Here is a 22,245-nt window from a genome sequence, read left to right as displayed (position 1 = left end):
CTCACACTTGCCGGGGCGGTTTTTTTTTGTGCAGAATTAAGCGGGCAAAAGGCGTCAAAACGAGAGCCGATCCAATTCACACAATTGTCATGACGAGCGTATGGATGGGGACTTATTACGCCAAAGCAAATAACATAACTTAATGATTTAAAATGAGTTAAAAGTCATTTTGACGGAATTGACGTAAGCGCCGCGATTTTTACGATATCGACGAACGGAACAGTTGTTGTTTTCCTGTTAACTCTGCTTTGCTAGGGACGTTGGATGACACAACTACAAGGGTGAAAAACCTGACCAACATTGAGGGCCGACCTCCACAGCATGCGATGTCGGTGCTCAAATCCGAACAAGGAATATAAATAAGAAAGGACATAATATGCTTGCCAAAGTATCCAAAATCTCTACTGCTGTACTGCTGGGAACCATGATGCTGGCCGGAGCTGCCGGCACTGCCATGGCTGCCGACAACAAGACTGTGCTGACTCTGGTCGCCCAACAGGAGACCGCCTGGGTCAAGAACTTCAACCCCTTCCTGCAAGCGGGCCTGCTGCACACCACACGTCACTTCATCTATGAACCTCTGGTGATCTTCAACGATATGCAAGGGGGCAAACCCGTCTATCGTCTGGCCACCAACTACGCCTTCAGCGATGACCTGAAATCCGTCACCTTCGATCTGCGTGACGGGGTCAAGTGGTCTGACGGTCAGCCCTTCACCGCCGATGACATCCTCTTCTCCTTCAATCTGGTCAAGGCCAACAAGGCGCTGGACGAGCGCTCTATCTGGACCCAGATCAAGAGCGTCGAGAAGCTGGCCCCCAACAAGATCAAGTTCGAGCTGACCGACGTCAACACCAACGTGGTGAATGACCTGGTACTGGTGCCCATAGTCCCCGAGCACCAGTGGAAATCCGTGAAGGATCCGGTTGCCTTCACCAACGACAAGCCGGTCGGTACAGGTCCCTTCACCGAGGTGGACAACTTCTCCGCCCAGCTCTACACCCAGTGCCGCAACCCGCACTACTGGGATAACGCCAACCTCTCCATCGACTGCCTGCGCATGCCGCAGATGGCCACCAACGATCAGGTGCTGGCCGCCGTGATGAAGGGTGACGTGGACTGGTTCGGCTCCTTCGTGCCGGACATAGAGCGCCTCTACGTCGGCAACGATCCGAAGAACAACAAGTACTGGTTCCCGGCCTCAGGTACAGTGGCATTCAACGTCAACTTCCAGACCAAGAATCCCGGCAACCACGAAGCCTTCAACGACATCAACTTCCGCCGCGCCTTCTCCATGGCGATGGACCGTCAGTCCATGGTGGACATCGCCGGCTACGGCTACCCGACCGTCAACGAATACCCGTCAGGTCTGGGCAAGGCGTTCGCCTCCTGGGACAACCCGGAAGTCGAGAAGAAATACGGCAAGTTCAACAAGTTCGACCTGGAAGGTGCCAAGGCCCTGCTGAAACAAGCCGGCTACAAGGACTGTGACGGCGACAAGTTCCTCGACACTCCCACCTGCCAGAAGATCACCTTCAAGGTGCTGGTACCGAACGGCTGGACCGACTGGGTCAACACAGCCCAGATCGGGGTCGAAGGCTTGCAGGCCCTGGGTCTGAACGCCAAGACCGCCACCCCGGAAGCCACCGTCTGGACCGAGAACCTGATCACAGGTGACTTCGACGTTGCCCTGCAGGGATACTTCGCCGGTGCCAACCCGCACAAGTACTTCGAGACCGCCTTCCACTCCCGCAACATGGGTGAGCGTGGCAACCGCTTTGCGGCGCCCCGCTACAAGGATCCGGCACTGGACAAGCTGATCGATGACTTCACCCAGACCGCCGATGCCGCCAAGCAGAAGGCCATCATGTTCGAGATCCAGGACAGGGTCGGTGCCAACCAGACCATAATCCCTGTGTTCAACAACCCGACCTGGTATGAATACAGCACCAAGCGTTTCCACGGCTGGTTCAGTGCCGACAACCCGGTCGCCAAGCCGCAGGTTCACCCGGATACCCCGGAGCGTCTGCTGCACGTGTTGTCACTCAAGCCAAACAGCTAACCACCCCGGCCCCCTGCGGGGGGCCATTTTCCCCGCCATGTCTTCCATCCCCCGGATCCTACGGGGTTGGGGGAGCTTTGCCCGGCGCGGGGCAGGCTTGCAGTAAAAGGGTTTACCATGGGATTTATACTGAGACGTTTCTCCTTCTATCTGGTCGCCTTCCTGGTGGCCGCCACCATCAACTTCCTGCTACCCAGAGCCATGCCGGGGGATCCTGTCTCCGTCATGTTTGCCCGGGCCGGCGCCATGATGGAACCTGCCGCACTGGAGGCCCTCAAGGCGACCTTCGGCTTTGTGGACGGCCCCATCAGCACCCAATTTCTCACCTATGTGAAGAGCGTCTTCACCTGGGATCTCGGCACCTCGGTGCGCTACTACCCCCAACCGGTCGCTGACGTGCTCGGTCGCGCCATCGGCTGGACCCTGTTCCTGGTGGGCACCTCCACCATCCTCAGCTTCTCCATCGGCTCCATCGTCGGCATCTTCGCCGCCTGGCACCGGGGGGGACGCATGGACAGCATACTCTCCCCGCTAACCCTGGTGATGCAGGCCATTCCGCCCGTGGTCATCTCCCTGCTCGCCCTCTTCCTGTTCGGGGTCAGTCTGGAGTGGCTGCCCATCGGCTATGCCTACAGCCCGGAGATCACCGCCGATTTCGGCTGGGAACACATCAAGAGCATCATGCTGCACGCCGTCATGCCGGTGCTGACGCTGGCCATGGTGCAGGTGGGGGGCTTCCTCATCACAATGCGCAACAACATGATCAACCTGCTGGGGGAGGACTACATCACCATGGCCAAGGCCAAGGGGCTCTCCAGCAACCGGGTCATCTTCAACTACGGTGCCCGCAACGCCATACTGCCGAGCGTCACAGCGCTCTCCATGGCGCTCGGTTTCGTCATCGGCGGCTCCCTCATCACGGAGGTGATCTTCAACTATCCCGGCCTGGGTCTGACCCTCTATCAGGGCATCCTGGCCCGCGACTACCCGCTCATTCAGGGGCAGCTGCTCATCATGACCATCACCATGCTCAGCTTCAACTTCCTGGCCGACGTGCTCTACGTCTTCCTGGATCCCCGTCTGCGTACAGGAGGCAAATAAGATGCGCATGCCGACTATCTTGAAAATCCTGCTGGGCAACAAGAAAGCCGCCTTCGGCCTCTTCATCGTGGTCAGCTTCGTGCTGATGGCGCTGCTCGCCCCGCTGCTGGCCAGCAACGAACCGACCAAGCGGGTCTCCCGTCCGCACCAGCCCCCCAGCGCCGAGTACGTGATGGGCACCACCCGCATGGGCCACGACATCTGGTCCCAGTTTGCCAACGGCGCCCGCATCTCCCTGATGGTGGGCTTCGGGGCCGGCATACTGGTGTGCGCCCTCGCCATCACCATCGGCATCACAGCCGGCTACTTTGGTGGCGTGATCGACGAATGCCTCACCTTCCTGATGAACGTGGTGCTGGTGATCCCCAACCTCCCCCTGCTACTGGTGCTGGCGAGTTTCATCGGGGAGGCGTCACCGACGGTGATTGCGCTCATCATAGGCTTTACCTCCTGGGCCTATGGCGCGCGCGTCATCCGGGCCCAGACCCTGGCCCTGCGCGAGAAAGAGTTCGTCATCGCCGCCGAGGTGCTGGGGGAGCCGGCCTGGCGCATCATTCTGGTGGAGATACTGCCCAACCTCATCTCCATCATAGGGGTGAGCTTCATCGGCTCCATCATCTACGCCATCGTCACCGAGGCGACCCTGGAGTTCCTGGGGCTCGGCGATCCGACCGTGGTCAGCTGGGGCATCATGCTCTACAACGCCCAGACCTCGAGCGCCATCTTGGTGGGTGCCTGGTGGGAGATCCTGGCCCCCTGCTTCGCCATCGCCACCCTGGGCGCGGGCCTGGCCCTGCTCAACTTCGCCATCGACGAGATAGCCAACCCTCAGCTGCGATCCCATAAAGGGCTCAACCGCTGGAAAAAACTCGCCGCGCCCGTCTCAGCACCACAGGAGAGGACAGCATGAAGACCCCACCCCTGCTGTCGGTACGCAACCTCTGCGTCGACTACATCACCGAGAGCGGCGACGTGCGCGCCGTCAACTCGGTCAGCTTTGACATAGCCCCCGGCGAGGTATTCGGCCTCGCCGGCGAGTCCGGCTGCGGCAAGTCCACTATCGCCTTCTCGGTGGCCCGGCTGCACAAGCCGCCCGCCTACATCAGCGGCGGCGAAATCCTGTTCAAGGGCGAGAACATTCTCCACTACGGCGAAGAGCGGCTGCGCTCCTATCGCTGGCAACAGGTCTCTGTGGTGTTCCAGTCCGCCATGAACGCGCTCAACCCCGTACTGCGCATGGAGGAGCAGTTCTGCGACGTGCTGCTGGCCCACAACCCCGGCATGACCCGTTATGAGGCGATCAAGCGCGCCCAGGTGCTGCTGGAAATAGTCGACATACACCCGAGCCGGCTGCGGGATTATCCGCACCAGTTCTCCGGCGGCATGCGCCAGCGGCTGGTGATCGCCATCGCCATGGCGCTCAACCCCGAACTCTTGATCATGGATGAGCCGACCACGGCGCTGGACGTGGTGGTGCAGCGGGAGATATTGCAGAAGGTCTACGCCCTGAAAGAGCAGTTCAACTTCTCCATCCTGTTCATCACCCACGACCTCTCGCTCATGGTCGAGTTCTGCGATCGCATCGGCATCATGTACGCCGGTGAGCTGATCGAGGTGGCCCCTTCCAAGGCGATCCTGACCTCGCCCCTGCACCCCTACACCCGCGGGCTCGGCAACTCCTTCCCGCCCCTGCACGGCCCGAAAACCGTGCTGGAAGGGATCCCGGGCACCCCGCTCAACCTGCTGGAGGTGCCGGTCGGCTGCCGCTTTCAGGCCCGCTGCGGCAAGGTGCACGCGCGCTGCCGCCAGGAGTACACCCGCCTGGTCGAGATCCGGCCGGGACAACAGACCGCCTGCCACCTCCATGAGGCGCAGGATGAGCAACAAGATCCCCTGATCTATCTGGACAAGGCCGCTGGCTGTTAAGGATGTCTGTCATGCAAATCGCCCAAACCGACGCGCCCATCATCGAAGTCCAGCACCTCTACAAGGACTTCCCCGTCAACTCCAATGCCATCAAGAGCGGCAAGATGCGGGCTCTCTCCGACATCACCTTCAACCTGCACCGGGGCCGCGCCCTGGCGGTGGTGGGGGAGTCGGGCTCCGGCAAGAGCACCATCGCCAAGATCATCGCCAAGATGTACAAGCTCTCCAGCGGCCGCATCCTCTATCGCGGCCGGGATCTGGAGGAGTTCAACAAGGGCACGGCTCTGCTCGACTATCGCCAGAGCGTGCAGATGGTGTGGCAAGATCCGTTCGGTTCGCTCAACCCGACCCACACCATCTACCACCACATAGCCCGCCCCCTGCTGCTGCACAGCAAGGTGCTCGACAAGAAAGATCTGCCGGACATGGTCCATGCCCTGCTGGAGAAGGTAGGGCTGACCCCGGCCAAGGCAACGGCGGCCAAGTACCCGCACCAGCTCTCCGGCGGCCAGCGCCAGCGGGTCAACATAGCCCGCAACCTGGCGGTGGAGGCGGAAGTGGTGCTGGCGGATGAGCCCACCTCCATGCTCGACGTCTCCATTCGCATCGGCATCCTCAACCTGATGGAGCAGATGAAGAACGAGCTGGGCGTCTCCATGCTCTACATCACCCACGACATCGCCACCGCCCGCTACGTGGCGGAAGACTTGGCGGTGATGTACGTGGGCCACATGGTGGAGTGGGGCGAGGTGGACGAGATACTGCACCACCCCCAGCACCCCTACACCCAACTGCTTATCTCGGCGGTGCCCGACCCCGAGAAGAGCATCCACGCCGAACTGGAGGGGGGCCGCAAGGGGGAGATACCGCTCTGGACGCCGGAATCCTGCGGCTGCCCCTTTGCCGGGCGCTGCAATCAGGCCATGGCCCGCTGCAAGGATGAGCTGCCCCCCATCACCAGGCTCGCAGACAACCACTTCGTGCGCTGCTACCTCTACGAATGAGGGTGAGCCTTATAGCGGCCGGACAGCACTGTCCGGCCATGCCTCGCTACGGGGCAGCCACAGCCCCGTGATGTGCCTCACCGCCCGTCGGTGAACCACAGGAGTAATACCTTGATGGAACTCTTGATCAATCAGGTGGGCTACGAGTGCGACGGGCAGAAGATTGCCCTGCTGCAGACCACCACCCAGCTGGCTATCAGCGGCCATGTCAGGCTGCTGCGCCAGTGTGATGACCAGATCCTGTTTGAAGCGCCGCTGCAACAAGCCGGCCGGGTCGACGGCTGGCAGGGCCGCGCTTACTGGCGCGCCGATTTCTCCTCTTTCAAGGAGCCCGGTCACTACCGGCTGGAAACTGTCATCCAGGCCGGCACCGACGAGCGCATGGTCAGCTCCGCCCCCTTCGCCATCGGCCACCACCTTTTGGCGAGCCAGTGCCTCTCCGATGTCATTCACTACTTCAAGGGCCAGCGCGCCAGCGGCGCCTTCGATCGGGCCGACCGCACTGCCCCGCTGTTTGGCACCGATCAACGCAAAGACGTACACGGCGGCTGGTTCGATGCCAGCGGCGACATGAGCAAATACCTGAGCCACCTCTCCTACGCCAACTACCTCAACCCCCAGCAGACCCCCATGGTGGTATGGGCCCTGCTCAGGTGTAGGGAACTGCTGGCATCGCGCCGCGACATAGACGGGGTCAACCTCTGCAAGCGGCTCAATGACGAGGCGCTGCACGGGGCGGATTTTCTCTGCCGGATGCAGGATGAGAGCGGCTTCTTCTACATGACGCTGTTCGACAAGTGGAGCAAGGATCCCGAGCAGCGCGAGCTGTGCGCCTACGCCACCCAGCAGGGGCTCAAGTCTGCCGACTGGCAGGCGGGTTTTCGGCAAGGGGGCGGCATGGCCATCGCCGCCCTGGCCCGCGCCGCCCGCGAGAGCGTCAGCGGCGACCTTGATGCGAGTCACTATGCCGAGGCGGCCAGGTGCGGCTACCTGCACCTGCGCGAGCACAACCTCGCCTATCTGGACGACGGGGTCGAGAACATCATAGATGACTACTGTGCCCTGCTGGCTGCGGTCGAGCTGACCAAGACCCTGGGCCATGAGTGGCTAAGCGAGGCGAGGGAGTGGGCCGGCAAGCTTTGCGCCCGCCAGCGCCCGCACCCCGATCTCGGCCACCATTGGTCCGCCAACCAGGATGGCTCGCGTCCCTACTACCACGCCGCCGAGGCGGGACTGCCGGTGCTGGCGCTGCTGGAATACCCTAGGGGGGGGGGGGGGGGGGGGGGGGGGGGGGGGCGTAGAGCCGGACAAGGAGCGCAAAGCCCAGGTGCAAACCGTGGTGCAGCAGGCGCTGGCCGCCGAGCTGGCACTGTGCGCCCGGGCAGGCAACCCCTTCGCCCTCGCCCGCCAGTATGTAAAAGGAGTGGATGAAGCGCCTCGCGTCAGCTTCTTCATCCCCCACCACAACGAATCCGGCTACTGGTGGCAGGGGGAGAACGCCAGGCTGGCCTCTCTGGCCGCCATGGCCTTTGCCGCCGCCGAGCAGCTCCCGCCACAATCCGGGCCGCTGCTCGACTTCGGCCAGCGCCAGCTCGACTGGATCCTGGGGCAAAACCCGTTCAACGCCTGCATGCTGGCGGGCCACGGCATCAACAACCCGAGCTACACAGCCGGTTATCCCAATGCCCTCGGCGGCATCTGCAACGGCATCACGGCCGGCTTCGATGACGAGGCTGATGTGGCCTTTATTCCTGAGCAGTACAAGGATCGGCTGGACCAGAACTGGCGCTGGGGCGAGCAGTGGATCCCCCACGCCGCCTGGTTTGCCCTGGCCATCAGCTGGCAGAGCGCGCTGGGAGGCCGGCATGATTGAGACGTACAAGGATCGGCTGGATCAGAACTGGCGCTGGGGTCTGCCATGCATTCTGGTTTGCCCTGGCCATCAGCTGGCAGAGTGCGCTGGGAGGCCGGCATGATTGAGTTCTGGGTCGGCGTGGATGGTGGCGGCACCCACACCCGCGCCCGCATTCGGGACCGGGCCGGCAAGCTGCTGGGCGAGGGGCGCGCCGCCGGCTCCAACCTGGAGCTGGGCATAGAGGTCGCCCACGCCAACGTGCTGGCCGCCATCGAGCAGGCCCGCACTGCGGCCGGTCTGCCGGCGGCAAGCGTGCAGCAGATGGGGGTCGGGCTGGCGCTCGCCTCCGCCGAGCTGGCGGAGTGCTATCACGCCATGCTCGAGATGCCCTTCCCCTTTGCCAGCGTGCGGCTCACCTCGGATGCCTTCGGTGCCTGCCTGGGTGCCTTTGGTGGCCGGGAGGGGGCCATTCTCATCGCCGGCACCGGCTCGGCCGGGCTCCTCTATCGGCATGGCCAGCTCCACACCTGCTCCGGCCGCGGTTTTCCCATCTCGGATCTGGGCAGCGGCGCCTGGCTTGGGCTGCGTGCCATCCAGCAAGCCCTGCTCTGCCATGACGGCATCCTGCCCCCCAGCACGCTCGCCATCCGCTTGCTCGACCACTTCAAGCGGGATCAGGCCGACGTCGTGCGCTGGGCATCCCGCGCCATTCCGGCCGATTATGGCCGCTTCGCCCCCTGGGTGTTCGATGCTGCCAGCGACGGCGACGAGCTCGCCTGCCAGCTGCTGGACGAGACCTGCGAACAGTTGCGGATCCTGCTGGAGGGGATGCAACAGCTGGGGGCCAGCCAGATTGCCCTGCTCGGTGGCATCGGCATGCGCCTCGCCCCCCGGCTGGCGCACCTCAACCTGGTCAACCCCAAGGCCGATGCGCTGGAGGGGGCCATACTGTTTGCCCAGTCGGAGGCGTTCCCATGTCTGCACTGCTGAGCCTTGTCCAATGCGATCTGCCCGCCGGCGGGGACAGAGTCCCCCTCTGCCCGCTCCGGGGTGTGCCCATCTCAGCACTCGGGCTCCCTCCCCGGGTTGACCAGTACCACAAGGAGATGATCGCCTTGTTTGTTCCCTTAACTCCATCAGAGGAATTTTCATGTCTGCACCCCTGATCCACACCCAGGTCGACCGACGCGATGGCGAGGACGTCTGGTTCCGCTTCAACCTGAGCCAGCTGCCGGCCGTCCCCTGGAAGCTCCACTTCTGCCTGGCGCGCCACATAGACCCGGCCTCGGTGCAGGGGGGGGAGCTGGAGCGCCAGAGCGGCAGCTACAAGGTGCTGATCCCGGCCGAGGGGCAAAGCGAGCTGCGTTTTTGCTGTCGCAACACTCCCATCAAGCGGCTCTCCGACATGCCGCGCGGCTTCTTCCTGAGCCTGCCCGAGGCCAGCACGGGCCCGCAGCTGATGCCGGTGGTGCTGGCCGATGAGGCGCTGGGCCTGCCGCCAAGCGCGCCCGGCGCCCCGGATCTGCCCGAGGTCGAGTCCCTGGCTGGCATAGTGCCCCAGCCGGATCAGCTGGTGCTGCTGGAGGGCAACTTCCGGCTGGCAGAGCGGGCCCATGTCAGCGGGCCCGGGTCGCTGACCGCCCTGCTGGCCCATTTCAACGAGCTGACCGGGCTGGCGCTGGAGCAGGATCACGATGCCGAGATCCGGCTGCTCGAGGAGCCTCTGGCTGCGGAGGCCTATCGCCTCACCATCACGCCTGAGGGGGTGACCATAGCCGCGGCCGGCGAGGCGGGCTGGCGCCATGGCCTGACAAGCCTGGCCCAGTGGGCCCTGCAACACGGGGAGAGCCTGCCCTGCATCGAGCTGGTCGATGCCCCCCGCTTCGGTTTTCGCGGCATATTCCTCGACTGTGCCCGCCACTTTCACAGCCTGGCCACCCTCAAGCGCCTGCTCAAGCTGATGAGCCTCTATAAGTTCAACCGCTTCCACTGGCACCTGACCGATGACGAGGGGTGGCGGCTCGAGATCAAGGCATTCCCCCAGCTGACGGAACGGGCCGCCTGGCGCGGCCACGATCTGCCGGTCGGGCCCCAGCTGAGCGGCGGCGCCGAGCCCTACGGCGGCTACTACAGCCAGAGCGAGGTGCGCGAGCTGGTGGCCTATGCCGCCGGGCTCGGCATCACAGTCATTCCCGAGATCGACATACCGGGCCACTGCCATGCGGCCATCAAGGCGCTGCCCGAGCTGCTGGTGGAAGAAGCCGACCGCTCCCGCTACCTGTCGGTGCAATATTTCGACGACAACGTGCTCAACCCGGCCCTGCCCGGCACCTACCGGTTCCTGGAGGCGGTGATCGACGAGGTATGCGAGCTGTTCCCGGGCCCGCTGGTACACATGGGGGGAGACGAGGTGCCGACCGGAGTCTGGACCGACAGCCCGGCCTGCCGGCAGTTGATGGAGCAGCAGGGGTATCAGGATTGCCGCGAGCTGCAGGGCCACCTGCTGCGCCACTGCCAGCAATATCTGGCCGGCAAGGGCAAGCGGATGCTGGGCTGGGAGGAGATATTGCACGGTGACAAGGTGAGCCGGGATGCCACCATCTTCGCCTGGACCAGCTTCCAGGCAGGGCTGGATGCGGCTGCGGCTGGCTATCCGGTGGTGATGGCACCGGCCCAGCACCTCTATCTGGATCTGGCCTGGAGCCAGGACATCCATGAACCCGGCCTCTACTGGGCGGGCACCCTCAATCTGGAGCAGGTCTATCGATGCGATCCTGCCCCGGCCGATTTCCATGCCAACGATAACATCCTGGGGGTGCTGAGCCCCTTATGGTCGGAGCTGGTGACCTCTCGTGACCGCCTCGACTATATGTTGTTCCCGCGCATGCTGGCCACCGCCGAGGTGGCCTGGAGCGACCCCGCCCGCAAGGCGTGGGATCACTTCGCCGCCCGCCTGCCGGGCCAGCTGCAGATCCTCGACCAGCTACAGGTGCGTTACCGGGCGCCGCAGAGGTAGTGTTATCTTTTTGTTTGGCGACCTTTCGGTCGCCTTTTTTTACCATCCACCAACAAAAAACCAACTTTCCCCTACCATTCATCCGCCATTGTTGGCAAAATTCAGCCCCCTATGAAGCCGACTTGGCGCACCCTGACAGGCACCTGCAACCACGCCCGGATCTGCCACAATAACAACGATAAAACTATCAACAAGAACATCGGAGCCTATCCCTATGACTCGCAGAGACGTCCATACCCTGGACAGCGAAGTGGAGTTTCCTGCCGACGAACAACTGGTTTCCACCACGGACCTGCGCGGGGTGATCACCTACGCCAACCCCGCCTTCTGTCGCATCGCCGGCTACCCCGTTGAAGAACTGGTCGGCCACAACCACAACCTGGTGCGCCACCCCGACATGCCCAAGGCCGCCTTCGCCGATCTCTGGGCCCGCCTCAAGGAGGGCAAGCCCTGGCGCGGCATGGTGAAGAACCGCTGCAAGGATGGCCGCTACTACTGGGTCGATGCCTATGTGACCCCCATCTACGAGGGGGGCAGGGTCAGCGGTTACCAGTCGGTGCGCTGCAAACCTGAACCCCAGCTCAAGCGCGTCGCCAGCCAGACCTATCAGGCCCTGCTCAAGGCGGAGCGCGGCTCGGCCAGCAGCCTCCCCTCCCTAGCCCGCGTGCGCCTGCCTGTGCTGGGCCTGCTGTTGCTCGGTCTGTTTGGCTGGGCCTTCAGCAGTCAGGGCCCCATGACAGCCCTGCTGATGCTGCTGCCCCTGCTGCTCATAGGCGGCGCTTGCTGGCGCGAGCTCTTCGCCCTGCCGCTCTACCTGCAGCAGCTCGGCCGCGAATACGACAGCCTGACCCGGCTGGTTTACTCGGGCGACGGCCCCGGCGCCATCGCCGACTTTCACATCAAGATGCTGCAGGCCCGCATCCGCACCGTGCTGGGCCGGGTCAACGATGCGACCCAGCCGCTGCAGACCCTGGCTACCAAGCTGAAACAGGCGTCCCATCAGGCCTGCCTCGACATCAACGAGCAGGATGCCCAGACCCAGCAGATGGCTGCCGCCATGACCCAGATGGCCAGCACGGCCCACGAGATAGCCCACAACATCCAGGACTCCAACGGTCAGGTCAACGAGGCCCGCAGCCGCTGCGAACACACCAATCAACAGCTGAGCCAGACCGAGCAACGCATCGAGCAGCTCGCCAGACAGGCGGAGCTGGCGTTCAACTCGGCGGTGGCGCTGGCCAGCGAGTCGGAGCGGATCGGCAGCGTGATGGGCGAGATCCAGGGCATAGCCGATCAGACCAACCTGCTGGCCCTCAACGCCGCCATCGAGGCGGCGCGGGCCGGTGAGCAGGGCCGCGGCTTTGCGGTGGTGGCCGACGAGGTGCGCACCCTGTCAACTCGCACCCACAAGGCGACCGAGCAGATCCAGGGCAGCATACAGCAGATCCAGCACACCCTGGGACGCTGGAAGGGGATGATGCAGGAGAACCTGCAGCAGACCCGCGAATGCGCCGAGATGACCCGCCAGGGCGCCAGCAGCCTGCACTCTGTGCTGGAAGAGATAGAGCTGGTCACGGAACACTCCACCCAGATCGCCGCCGCCGCCGAGCAACAGCAGGCGGTGGTGGAGGAGATCAGCCGCAGCATCAACCAGATCTCCCAGTACTCCCACGCCAACAGCCAAAAGATGCAGGAGGTCGACGACTCCAGTCAGGAGTTGCTGGAGCGCACCAAACAGCTCAAGGGGCTCAGTCAGACCTTTGGTTGAAGCGGTTGCCACCCCCACAATAGAAGCGCCACAATGGCGCTTCTATTGTTTCTGGAGAGTCATGACCCATGAGAATGGAGCCAGCCCCTGTCACCCTGAACAAGGTCGCCCGCATCGAGGCGATCCTCGCCCTGATCCCGGCCGGCAAGGTGGTCAGCTATGGTCAGGTGGCGGATCTGGCTGGACTGCCCGGTCGGGCCCGGCTGGTGGGCAAGGTACTGCGGGAAACGGACAAGGTGCTGCCCTGGCATCGCGTGCTGGGCGCAGGTGGCACCATTTCACTGCCAAAAGGGTCGACAGGCTTCACGGAACAAACGGGGCGATTGCAGCAGGAGGGAGTGCCTGTGGTAGGCGGGCGGGTCAGGATGCGGGAGTGGCAATGGCAGCCCGACCTGGCCGAGCTGCTATTCCTCATTCCCTTTTAAACCAGGGTGTCACGGCTTCTCATGACGTTTTGTTGAGCCAAAGAGCGCCCATGACGCCTTGCCTCCTGATACATCACAGCGTGAGAGGAGCCAGGATCTCGTCGCTGCGCACCTGCACGGGTATGGTTTCATACTCCCGTTGCAACAACACCAGCAGACTCTGCCTGTCCACCTCCAGCACATAGGCAGTCCCTTCCCGGGTCAGACAGGTCATTCCCGGCCGGATCTCGTTAATCTCCATCACAACCTCCGTGTACAGCGCTGCCATCCTTGCAGCGGTTTCAGTATACCGCCATCTCCCAACAAAAAGGCCCCAGCAAGGGGCCTCTTTCATCATAGTGTGAACTGCGCGCCATCAGGCCTTCTTCGACTTGGCCAGGCTCTCCTGCCACTTGCCGTTGTCGTAGTGCGCCGTCCAGCCCGTTGCCTTGCCGTTGACCTCGGTCATCACGTACTGCTCCTTGGTCTTGCGACTGAAGCGCACGATGGAGGCGTTACCGTCAGGATCTGACGCCGGGGCGTCGGCCAGGTACTGGTGCTTGGGCGAGAGGCGATCCTTGAAGCGCTTGAGCTCTTCCACCAGGGGTGCACGAGTCTCGCGGGATTTCGGGAAGTTGCTGGCGGCCAGGAACAGGCCGGCCGCCCCGTCACGCAGCACGAAGTGTGCGTCGGACTGGGTACACTTGAGCTCGGGCAGCGGTACAGGGTCTTCCTTCGGCGGCGCTATATCGCCGTTTTTCAGGATCTTGCGGGTGTTCTTGCAAGTCTCGCTGGTGCAACCCATGTACTTGCCGAAACGGCCGTTCTTGAGCTGCATCTCGGATCCGCAGCGATCGCACTCTATGCTCGGCCCTTCGTAGCCCTTGAGCTTGAACTGGCCCTTCTCGATCTCGTAACCGTCGCAATCCGGGTTGCGACCACAGACGTGCAGCTTGCGGCTGTCGTCGATGATGTAGGCGTCCATGGCGGTGCCACAGATGCCGCAGCGATGCTTGGCGCGCAGCGCCTCGGTTTCGGCCTCGTCACCGTCGGTGGCGGAGACGAATTCGTCGGCGGAGACCAGGTTGATGGTCTTCTTGCAGCGCTCTTTCGGCGGCAGGGCGTAACCGGAACAGCCGAGGAAGACGCCTGTGGTGGCGGTACGAATGCCCATCTTGCGGCCGCAATCCGGGCAGTCGATGTCGGTCAGCACCATCTGGTTGGCACGCATGCCCCCCTCTTCCGCGTCCCGATCCGCTTTTGCCAGCTCCTGGGTAAATTCTTCGTAGAAGGCGTCCAGCACCTTCTTCCACTCCAGGCTGCCTTCGGCTATGCCATCGAGCTTGTCTTCCATCTTGGCGGTGAACTCGTAGTTCATCAGCTCGACGAAGTTCTCGACCAGCCGGTCGGTGACGATTTCACCCATCTTCTCGGCGAAGAAACGACGGCTCTCGACCCGCACATAACCGCGATCCACGATAGTGGAGATGATGGAGGCGTAGGTGGAAGGACGGCCGATGCCGCGTTTTTCCAGCTCGCGCACCAGGGCCGCTTCGGTGAAACGCGCAGGCGGCTTGGTGAAGTGCTGACGGGGATCCAGCTTGACCAGTTTGAGGATCTCGCCCACCGTCACCGCCGGCAGCTGGCTGTCGTCGCCCTTGCGACCCATGGGTGGCAGCGCCTTGGTCCAACCGGCGAAGCGCAGGGTGCGACCACGGGCCTTCAACTCGAACTCACCGGCCTTGACGGTCAGGGTGGAGGAGTCGTACTGGGCCGGGGTCATCTGGCAGGCGACAAATTGACGCCAGATCAGGTCATAGAGCCGCATCGCATCCGGCTCCATGCCTTCCAGCATCTCGGCCGTGACCAGCACGCTGGAGGGACGGATCGCCTCGTGAGCCTCCTGGGCGCCGGCCTTGGAGCCGTAGAGATTCGGTTCGCTCGGCAGATAGGCGGCGCCATACTGCTCGCCGATATATTCCCGCAGCGCCTCGACCGCCTCTTTGCTGAGGTTGGTGGAGTCGGTACGCATGTAGGTGATGTAGCCCGCTTCATACAGACGCTGGGCCATCATCATGGTCTTCTTCACCCCGAAGCTCAGACGGGTCGATGCCGCCTGTTGCAGGGTGGAGGTAATGAAGGGGGCGGACGGCTTGGAGCCGGTCGGCTTGTCTTCCCGGTTCACCACCTTGTAGTCGACCCCTTCCAGGGCGGCCACGGCGGCAAAGGTCTCGGCCTGGGTGACCGGCTTGAAATCGGCGCCGTTGCGGCTGACCACTTCCATGCGCAGGTCGGCCTTGTCACCGGTCAGCAGGTCGGCGTTGAGATCCCAGAACTCCACCGGCACGAACGCCTTGATCTCGCGCTCTTTATCGACGATGAGACGCACTGCAACGGACTGCACCCGGCCGGCGGAGAGACCGCGAGCCAGCTTCTTCCACAGCAGGGGGGAGACCATATAGCCCACTACCCGGTCGAGGAAACGACGAGCCTGCTGGGCATTGACGCGGTGGATGTTCAGCTCGGATGGCTGGGCAAACGCCTCCTGAATCGCGGTCTTGGTGATCTCGTTGAACACCACCCGCTTGTAGCGGCTGTCGTCACCACCGATGATCTCGCGCAAGTGCCAGGCGATCGCCTCTCCCTCTCTATCCAAGTCGGTTGCGAGATAGATGGTGTCAGCCTTGGCGGCCAGACTTTGCAACTCACTGACCACTTTCTCTTTGCCGGGCAAAATCTGGTAGTTGGCCTGCCAGCCTGCGGTCGGATTGATCCCCATCCGGGAGAACAGGGCATTGCGATCCTTGGCAGCCTTCTCTGATTCGCTCAGCTTGATGCCGCGAATGACAGGTTTTTTGGGCTCGTTGCTGGCGCTGCCACTGGTGGGCAGATCGCGAACATGACCGACGCTGGATTTCACCACGTAGTCCTTGCCCAAATATTTGTTGATGGTCTTGGCCTTGGCCGGAGACTCCACTATGACCAGTGATTTGCCCATGCTGTAACTATTATCCTCATTGCACCCGACGGGGTTGGTGTGCGGTTTTGTGGGGCTGTATAAGAGATTTGACGCGAAAAAGCAATCTTGTGAGCAAATTAGCTCACCCGCCCGAACCAGCTGACCTCTTTATTTATTAATGCGAAGCCGAGCCGCGGGAAGCAACCGCTTTTTTATTTTTATGCTATATCCACCCCCTTTTTATATTTGAAACGACATAACCAACCGCTCTTGTAACATAACAAACCACTTTGGTTATCAGCTTGTTACAAAAGACAAAATCTCCTTATAATGGCTGCATCCCGCAGCTTTGTGCGCGGAAGGAACCGCTACCCATATAAAAATCGAAAGGATGTACGCAATGAAGCACTTCGAGGTCAACTTCGACGGCCTGGTCGGCCCGACTCACAACTATGCCGGCTTGTCCTATGGCAACGTCGCCTCCCAGAGCAACGCCAAGGAGGCGTCCAATCCGAAGGAGGCGGCCAAGCAGGGGCTGCGCAAGATGAAGGCGCTGACCGAGCTTGGCATGACCCAGGGGGTGCTGGCACCGCAGGAGCGGCCGGATCTCGCCACCCTGCGCCGCCTCGGCTTCACCGGCAATGATGCAAGCGTGCTGGCCCAGGCCGCGAAACAGGCACCCGCCGTGCTGGCCGCCTGTTATTCGGCCTCCAGCATGTGGACCGCCAACGCCGCCACCGTCTCCCCGAGTGCCGATACCCAGGATGGCCGCATTCACTTCACCCCCGCCAACCTGACCAACAAGTTCCACCGCTCCCTCGAACCCGAGGTGACGGGCCGCATACTGCGCGCCGTGTTCAACAACGATCGCCACTTCTATCACCACCAGCACCTGCCGGAGAACGACCACTTCGGTGACGAGGGCGCCGCCAACCACACCCGGCTGTGCCGTGCCTATGGCGAGTCCGGGGTCGAGCTGTTCGTCTATGGCCGCAGCGCCTTTGACGTCTCCCAGCCCGCCCCCAAACGCTACCCGGCCCGCCAGACCCTGGAGGCCAGCCAGGCCATCGCCCGTCTGCACGGTTTGAGTGAAGAGAGCGCCGTCTTCATCCAGCAGAATCCGGAGGTGATCGATCAGGGGGTGTTCCACAACGACGTGATAGCGGTAGGCAACCAGAACGTGCTCTTCTTCCACCAGCAGGCCTTCCTCAACACGGCGTCGGCGCTGGCCGAGGTGCGCACCAAGTTCGGTGACGGGGAGCTGCACTTCATCGAGGTGCCGACTGCCGAGGTGTCGGTGCAGGATGCGGTGAAATCCTATCTGTTCAACACCCAGATCCTGACCCTGCCCTCCGGCGAGATGGCGATCATCGCCCCCACAGAGTGTCGCGACAACCCTGCCGTATCGGCCTATCTGGCCAAGCTGGTGACCCTGGGCACCCCGATCAAGGGAGTGCACTACATGGACGTGAAGCAGAGCATGCGCAACGGCGGTGGCCCCGCCTGCCTGCGGCTGCGGGTCGCCATGAACGATCAGGAGCTGGCGGCGGTCAATCCGGCCTGCCTCATCAACGACAGCCAGTTTGCCCGCCTCGACAACTGGGTGGATCGCCACTACCGCGACAGCCTGGCGCTGGACGATCTGCGCGACCCGGCGCTGGTGCAGGAGTCCCGCTGTGCGCTGGACGAGCTGACCCAGATCCTGAAACTTGGCTCCGTCTACCCCTTCCAGCGCTGAGTCGCTGGATAGCAAAAGCCGGGCAAGTGCCCGGCTTTTCCATGCCCATGGTGCAAGCGAGGCCTCAGCGCCAGGGGCTCTGCTGCCACAGCCGGCCCAGGCTCGACTCCAGCGCCAGGGCCGCCTGCTGGCCCAGTTTCTGGGTCAGGCTCTTTGGCTTGCGATAGCTGATGCCGACCACCTTGTGATGGCTGGCCTGGGCCAGCAGGTAGTCGTCGCTGGTGCAGAGGGTATCCACCAGCCCCAACCCCTTGGCCTGACTCGCCAGCCAGTGCTCTCCCGTGGTGACACTGTCTATGTCGAGGTGGGGCCTGTGCTTGGCCACGAACGCCTTGAACCGCTCGTGGATGGCGCCCAGCTCCTCGCGAAACTTCTCCCGCCCCAGATCGTCGTTCTCACCGAACATGGTGATGGTGCGCTTGTACTGGCCAGCTGTGTGCATCTCGAATTCGATGTCGTGCTTTTTCAGGAGCTTGTTGAAGTTCGGCAACTGGGCTATCACACCGATGGAGCCGACGATGGCAAAGGGTGCAGCCAGGATCTGATCCGCCACGCAGGCCATCATGTAACCGCCGCTCGCCGCCACCTTGTCGATGGCCACGGTGAGCTTGATGCCCTTGTCGCGCAGTCGCTGCAGCTGGGATGCGGCCAGACCATAGCCATGGACCACGCCGCCGCCGGATTCTAGCCGCAGCAACACCTCGTCACCGGACTGGGCGACGCCTATCACGGCGCTCACCTCTTCCCGCAGGGAAGCCACCTCTTTGGCATCCATGCTGCCGTTGAAATCGAGCACAAACAGCCGGCTGCGCTCGTCTTCTGTCTTGGCACGGGCCTTGTGTTCGGCCTTGCGCGCCTTCTCCAGCTGCTTGCGCTCGGTCTTGCCGGCCAGCGCCGCCTGCAACTGGTAACGCCCCTGCTCCAGTTCACTGGAGAGATCGGTCACCACCAGCTCACCCTTGCGGGATTTCGGCTGACGGCTGCTGATCACCATCAGGATGACGGCGGCTATGGCCAGCAGTAAGGTGAGAGTCTTGGCCAGGAACAGGCCATATTCGGTCAAAAATGCCACTTGATGCTCCGCTCAGTGTTCGAGTTTTTCACATTCTAGGGAGTTTGCCGGGCTCGCGCAAAAACTCTGCGACAGTGGCTCAAAAAACACACTCGGCAATCACAACCCCTCTATTTTCTTCACATTTTTGCCGTCTCATACTGGTCAAATGCCGTGCGGGGTCAGTACACTTGCCCCTCTATTGCCGCGCGCATCTGCCACGAACTTGTTAACAGGAGTTGTCATGCTCGATTATCAGGCCCCCCGGGATCTGCTCAAGCACAAGGTCATTCTGGTCACAGGTGCCGGTGACGGCATAGGCCGCGAAGCCGCTATCACCTATGCCGCCCACGGCGCCACCGTGATCCTGCTCGGCCGCACCAGCGCCAAACTCGAGGCAGTCTACGACCAGATCGAGGCCGCCGGTTATCCCCTGCCCGCCATAGTGCCGGTGGACCTGAAAGGGGCGACCGCCGCCCACTACCGCGGCATGGCCGAGACCTTCGCCCAGCAGTTTGGCCGCCTCGATGGCGTGCTGTTCAACGCCGGCCTGCTCGGCACCCTCTCCCCCTTCGAACACATTCAGGAGCAGGAGTGGGACGAGGTGATGCAGGTCAACGTCAAATCCGAATTCCTGCTGACCCAGGCGCTGCTGCCGCTGATCCGCCAGACCGCCAAGGAGCACGGTGAGGCCTCCATCGTCTACACCTCCTCCAGCGTGGGCCGCAAGGGCCGCGCCTACTGGGGCACCTACGCCATCTCCAAGTTCGCTATCGAGGGCATGATGGAGGTGCTGGCCGACGAGCTGGAGAACACGGCGGTGCGGGTCAACACCCTCAACCCGGGCGGCACCCGCACCAAGATGCGCGCCAGCGCCTTCCCGGCGGAAGATCCCCAGCAGCTCAAGACGCCAGCCGATCTCATGCCGCTCTATCTCTATCTGATGGGGGCCGACAGCCGTGGCAAAACCGGCCAGACCTTTGTGGCCCAGCCCAAATAAATCAACAAAATAACCGGAACCCTGCGCCGCATGGGGTTAAATTCAATAGGGTGCCGCCGGCACCCCGTTGCAGCCCCTTACCACATACGATCCCTGATCAGGTTGAGATATGTTTCGTCCCAAGAGCACGTTTGAGCAATGGCGGATCTTTCAGGCCGTGGTGGACTGTGGCGGTTATGCCCAGGCCGCCGAGGCGCTGAACAAGAGCCAATCCTCTCTCAATCATGCGGTGGCCAAGCTGCAGCAGAGTCTGGGGGTGCCTCTGCTGGAAGTGAGGGGGCGCAAGGCGGTATTGACCCAGGCCGGGGAGATCTTCCTCAAGCGGGCGCGTCAGCTCAGCCAGCAGGTGGAAGAGCTGGAGAACCTGGCCAACAACCTGGAGCGGCAGTGGGAGCCGCAGATCAACCTCTATGTTTCCGTGCTGCAGCCACGGGAGCGACTCTATCGGGCGCTGGCCCACTTCTATCCCCGCAGCCGGGGCTGCCGCGTCAATCTGCACGAACGCATTCACTGCCACTTCAACGCCTTGCAAGTGGGGGATCTGATGCTCTCCGAGCACCTGCCCCAGGATCGCACCGGCCTGCCGCTGGACGAGGTGTGCCTGCTGCCGCTCTGCTCGGCCGACCATCCCCTCGCCGCCCTGGCCGGCGCCGTCTCCACCGACGAGCTTGCCAGCCACAACCAGATAAGCCTGCATCCCCCCATTCACCGCTCGGTGGACTGGAACGATGCGGACGACACCGGCTGGAAGGCGACCCACTATCACGAAGTGATCGCCATGCTCAAACTCGGCCTCCCCCCCCCCCCCCCCCCCCGGGGGGGGGGGGGGGGGGGGGGGGGGGGGGGGGGGGGGGGGGGGGGGGGGGGGAGGCTATGCCTGGCTGCCTCGCCATCTGGTGCAGGAGGAGCTGGCCAGCGGCGTCCTGATGCCGCTGGATCTGGCAAGCGGCAACGAGCGCCATCTCTACACCTATCTGCTGACCCCGTCAGCGGATTCGCTGGGGCCGGCCACCGAGCTGCTGCTGCGCTGCCTGCGCAACGAATATCAGAACGACAACGACAAGTAAGCCCAAGCCGTCAGGCAGCCTGCGTCACCCATAGCCAACCGGTCACAGACCCGCCTCACACATTGGGCACCCGCCAGCAGGCGCCCAGTGCCGCCAGCGCCAGCGCAGTCGCCACCATGAAGACCCCGTGAAAACTCCAGATCTCGGCCACAGTCCCCGCGATGGCCCCCGCCATGATGGAGCCGGTGCGTATGCTGTTGGCAAACAGGGTAGTCGCCACCCCGGCGCGCCCCGGCATCAGATCCTGGAAGTAGGACATGCCGATCCCGGCGACTATGCCGATGAAGATGGCGTTGAGCAGTTGCAGCGCGATGAGCGCAGACTGGCTCGACAGGGTGACCAGCCCCACGTAGAAACCCACCCCGGCCAGCACGGCCACCAGCATCATGGGACGCTTGCCGAAGCGCTGGGTGTAGTAGCCTGCCAGCAGCATGAAGGGGATCTCGAGGGCTGCCGCCGTGCCCATCAGCACACCGGCCAGCTTCTCCTCCAGCCCCAGCTCGCGGGTGATGTAGAGCGGCATGTTGATGAGGTACATGCTGTTGCAGGTCCACATCAGGGTGGAGGCGATGAACAGCGCCCGCACCGAGGGATCCTTCCAGCTGCTGACCCGCTCAACCTCGCTGTTTGGCGTGGGCAGCGGCAGGGAGGGCAGCCAGCGCCACACCACGAAGGCACAGATGAGGTAGGCCAGGGCGGAGGCGAGATACATCACCTCGAAGCCATAGCCGATGGCCAGCGCGAAGGCGATGGGAGGGCCAATCACCCAGGCCAGGGAGAACTGGGCCCGCAGCACCGAGCTGAACATGTCCGCCCGCTTGTTGCGGCTGTCGGCATATTCCCGCGCCAGAGCAAACAACTGGGGGCTGGCGGTGGCGGCCAGGCTGGCCAGCACCACCCCCAGGCTCACCAGCAGCCAGTAGTTGCGATTCCAGGCGAACAGCAGGGAGAGCACCACCCCCGCAAAGCAACAGCGCAGGATCAGCCGCTTGCGATCCCCCTTGCTGTCGGAGCGGTGGCCGAGCCACTGGCTGATGAGGATGCCGATCACGGCGTTGACCGTGTAAAACAGTCCGACCAGCAAGGGGCGCACCTGCACCTCTTCGGCTAGAAACAGGCTCAAGGTAGGCACCTGGAGCGCCACCGCCACCCCGGTCATAAAGGTCACGGCCAAAAAAGAGAGGGAGACGGGATCCGACCTCTTCAGAGCGGCGGTCAACAAGCTCATAGGATTACCACTGATTGGGGGGAAGAAAACTGGCCAAAATTCGGCAAGTGCATGAAATAGCGTCGC

Annotated in this window: 15 protein-coding genes and 2 pseudogenes; 13 read left to right on the top strand and 4 right to left on the bottom strand. The window is 62.9% G+C overall.

What is annotated here, in order from left to right:
• Positions 1-376: 376 nt before the first annotated feature.
• The 10 genes and pseudogenes from CK910_RS11590 to CK910_RS11545 all read left to right on the top strand — a co-directional run bounded on the left by CK910_RS11590 (position 377) and on the right by CK910_RS11545 (position 13,157).
• Complete coding sequence (locus CK910_RS11590; RefSeq protein WP_098983115.1) at positions 377-2,062, top strand: ABC transporter substrate-binding protein; 1,686 nt, start codon at positions 377-379, stop codon at positions 2,060-2,062.
• A gap of 117 nt (positions 2,063-2,179) precedes the next feature.
• Positions 2,180-3,163, top strand: coding sequence for an ABC transporter permease (locus CK910_RS11585; protein WP_042867464.1), 984 nt, complete (start codon positions 2,180-2,182; stop codon positions 3,161-3,163).
• A gap of 1 nt (position 3,164) precedes the next feature.
• On the top strand, positions 3,165-4,073 hold the full coding sequence (locus CK910_RS11580) for an ABC transporter permease (protein WP_098983113.1): 909 nt from the start codon (positions 3,165-3,167) through the stop codon (positions 4,071-4,073).
• A complete protein-coding gene (locus tag CK910_RS11575) occupies positions 4,070-5,089 on the top strand; it encodes an ABC transporter ATP-binding protein (RefSeq protein ID WP_043556351.1) in 1,020 nt (339 codons plus the stop codon). Before CK910_RS11580 ends, CK910_RS11575 begins: the two co-directional genes overlap by 4 nt.
• A gap of 11 nt (positions 5,090-5,100) precedes the next feature.
• Positions 5,101-6,093 (top strand): ABC transporter ATP-binding protein, encoded by a 993-nt coding sequence (locus tag CK910_RS11570; RefSeq protein ID WP_098983110.1) that lies wholly within the window; start codon positions 5,101-5,103, stop codon positions 6,091-6,093.
• Between the two features lie 114 nt (positions 6,094-6,207).
• A pseudogene (locus CK910_RS11565) lies at positions 6,208-7,966 on the top strand (glycoside hydrolase family 9 protein).
• 99 nt (positions 7,967-8,065) lie between these two features.
• Entirely contained in the window at positions 8,066-8,938 is an 873-nt protein-coding gene (locus tag CK910_RS11560; protein WP_098985063.1) for a BadF/BadG/BcrA/BcrD ATPase family protein, read from the top strand.
• 160 nt (positions 8,939-9,098) lie between these two features.
• A complete protein-coding gene (locus tag CK910_RS11555; protein ID WP_098983108.1) occupies positions 9,099-10,964 on the top strand; it encodes a beta-N-acetylhexosaminidase in 1,866 nt (621 codons plus the stop codon).
• Between the two features lie 214 nt (positions 10,965-11,178).
• Positions 11,179-12,732 (top strand): methyl-accepting chemotaxis protein, encoded by a 1,554-nt coding sequence (locus tag CK910_RS11550; RefSeq protein ID WP_098983105.1) that lies wholly within the window; start codon positions 11,179-11,181, stop codon positions 12,730-12,732.
• Positions 12,733-12,800: 68 nt separating this feature from the next.
• The gene (locus CK910_RS11545; protein ID WP_043135974.1) at positions 12,801-13,157 is read left to right on the top strand and encodes an MGMT family protein; all 357 of its coding nucleotides are present in this window, start codon (positions 12,801-12,803) and stop codon (positions 13,155-13,157) included.
• A gap of 73 nt (positions 13,158-13,230) precedes the next feature.
• On the opposite strand, the gene CK910_RS24075 is transcribed toward CK910_RS11545, so the two are convergent.
• Positions 13,231-13,398 carry a hypothetical protein gene (locus CK910_RS24075; protein ID WP_005312189.1) on the bottom strand — a complete coding sequence of 56 codons (168 nt, stop codon included), beginning with the start codon at positions 13,396-13,398 and terminating at the stop codon, positions 13,231-13,233.
• Between the two features lie 114 nt (positions 13,399-13,512).
• Entirely contained in the window at positions 13,513-16,134 is a 2,622-nt protein-coding gene (topA, locus tag CK910_RS11535) for a type I DNA topoisomerase (RefSeq protein ID WP_098983103.1), read from the bottom strand.
• 361 nt (positions 16,135-16,495) lie between these two features.
• On the opposite strand from topA, the gene astB reads away from it, so the two are divergent.
• Positions 16,496-17,833, top strand: coding sequence for an N-succinylarginine dihydrolase (astB, locus tag CK910_RS11530; protein ID WP_098983100.1), 1,338 nt, complete (start codon positions 16,496-16,498; stop codon positions 17,831-17,833).
• A gap of 64 nt (positions 17,834-17,897) precedes the next feature.
• Here astB and sohB read toward each other — a convergent pair whose 3' ends face one another.
• Positions 17,898-18,905, bottom strand: a complete 1,008-nt coding sequence (gene sohB / locus CK910_RS11525) for a protease SohB (RefSeq protein WP_098983098.1) — start codon at positions 18,903-18,905, stop codon at positions 17,898-17,900.
• Between the two features lie 223 nt (positions 18,906-19,128).
• On the opposite strand from sohB, the gene CK910_RS11520 reads away from it, so the two are divergent.
• Both CK910_RS11520 and CK910_RS11515 read left to right on the top strand, forming a co-directional pair.
• Entirely contained in the window at positions 19,129-19,884 is a 756-nt protein-coding gene (locus CK910_RS11520) for a YciK family oxidoreductase (RefSeq protein ID WP_043135552.1), read from the top strand.
• Between the two features lie 109 nt (positions 19,885-19,993).
• Positions 19,994-20,951 (top strand): annotated as a pseudogene (locus CK910_RS11515) (LysR family transcriptional regulator).
• 55 nt (positions 20,952-21,006) lie between these two features.
• Here the strand turns inward: CK910_RS11515 and CK910_RS11510 are convergent.
• Positions 21,007-22,179 (bottom strand): MFS transporter, encoded by a 1,173-nt coding sequence (locus CK910_RS11510; RefSeq protein ID WP_042867448.1) that lies wholly within the window; start codon positions 22,177-22,179, stop codon positions 21,007-21,009.
• Positions 22,180-22,245: the final 66 nt, after the last annotated feature.

Origin of the sequence: Aeromonas sp. CA23 (assembly GCF_002587065.1) — a bacterium.
GTDB lineage: Bacteria > Pseudomonadota > Gammaproteobacteria > Enterobacterales > Aeromonadaceae > Aeromonas > Aeromonas bestiarum.
The sequence above is the reverse complement of the archived record's forward strand: the minus strand, read 5'-3'. Positions and strand labels throughout refer to the sequence as shown.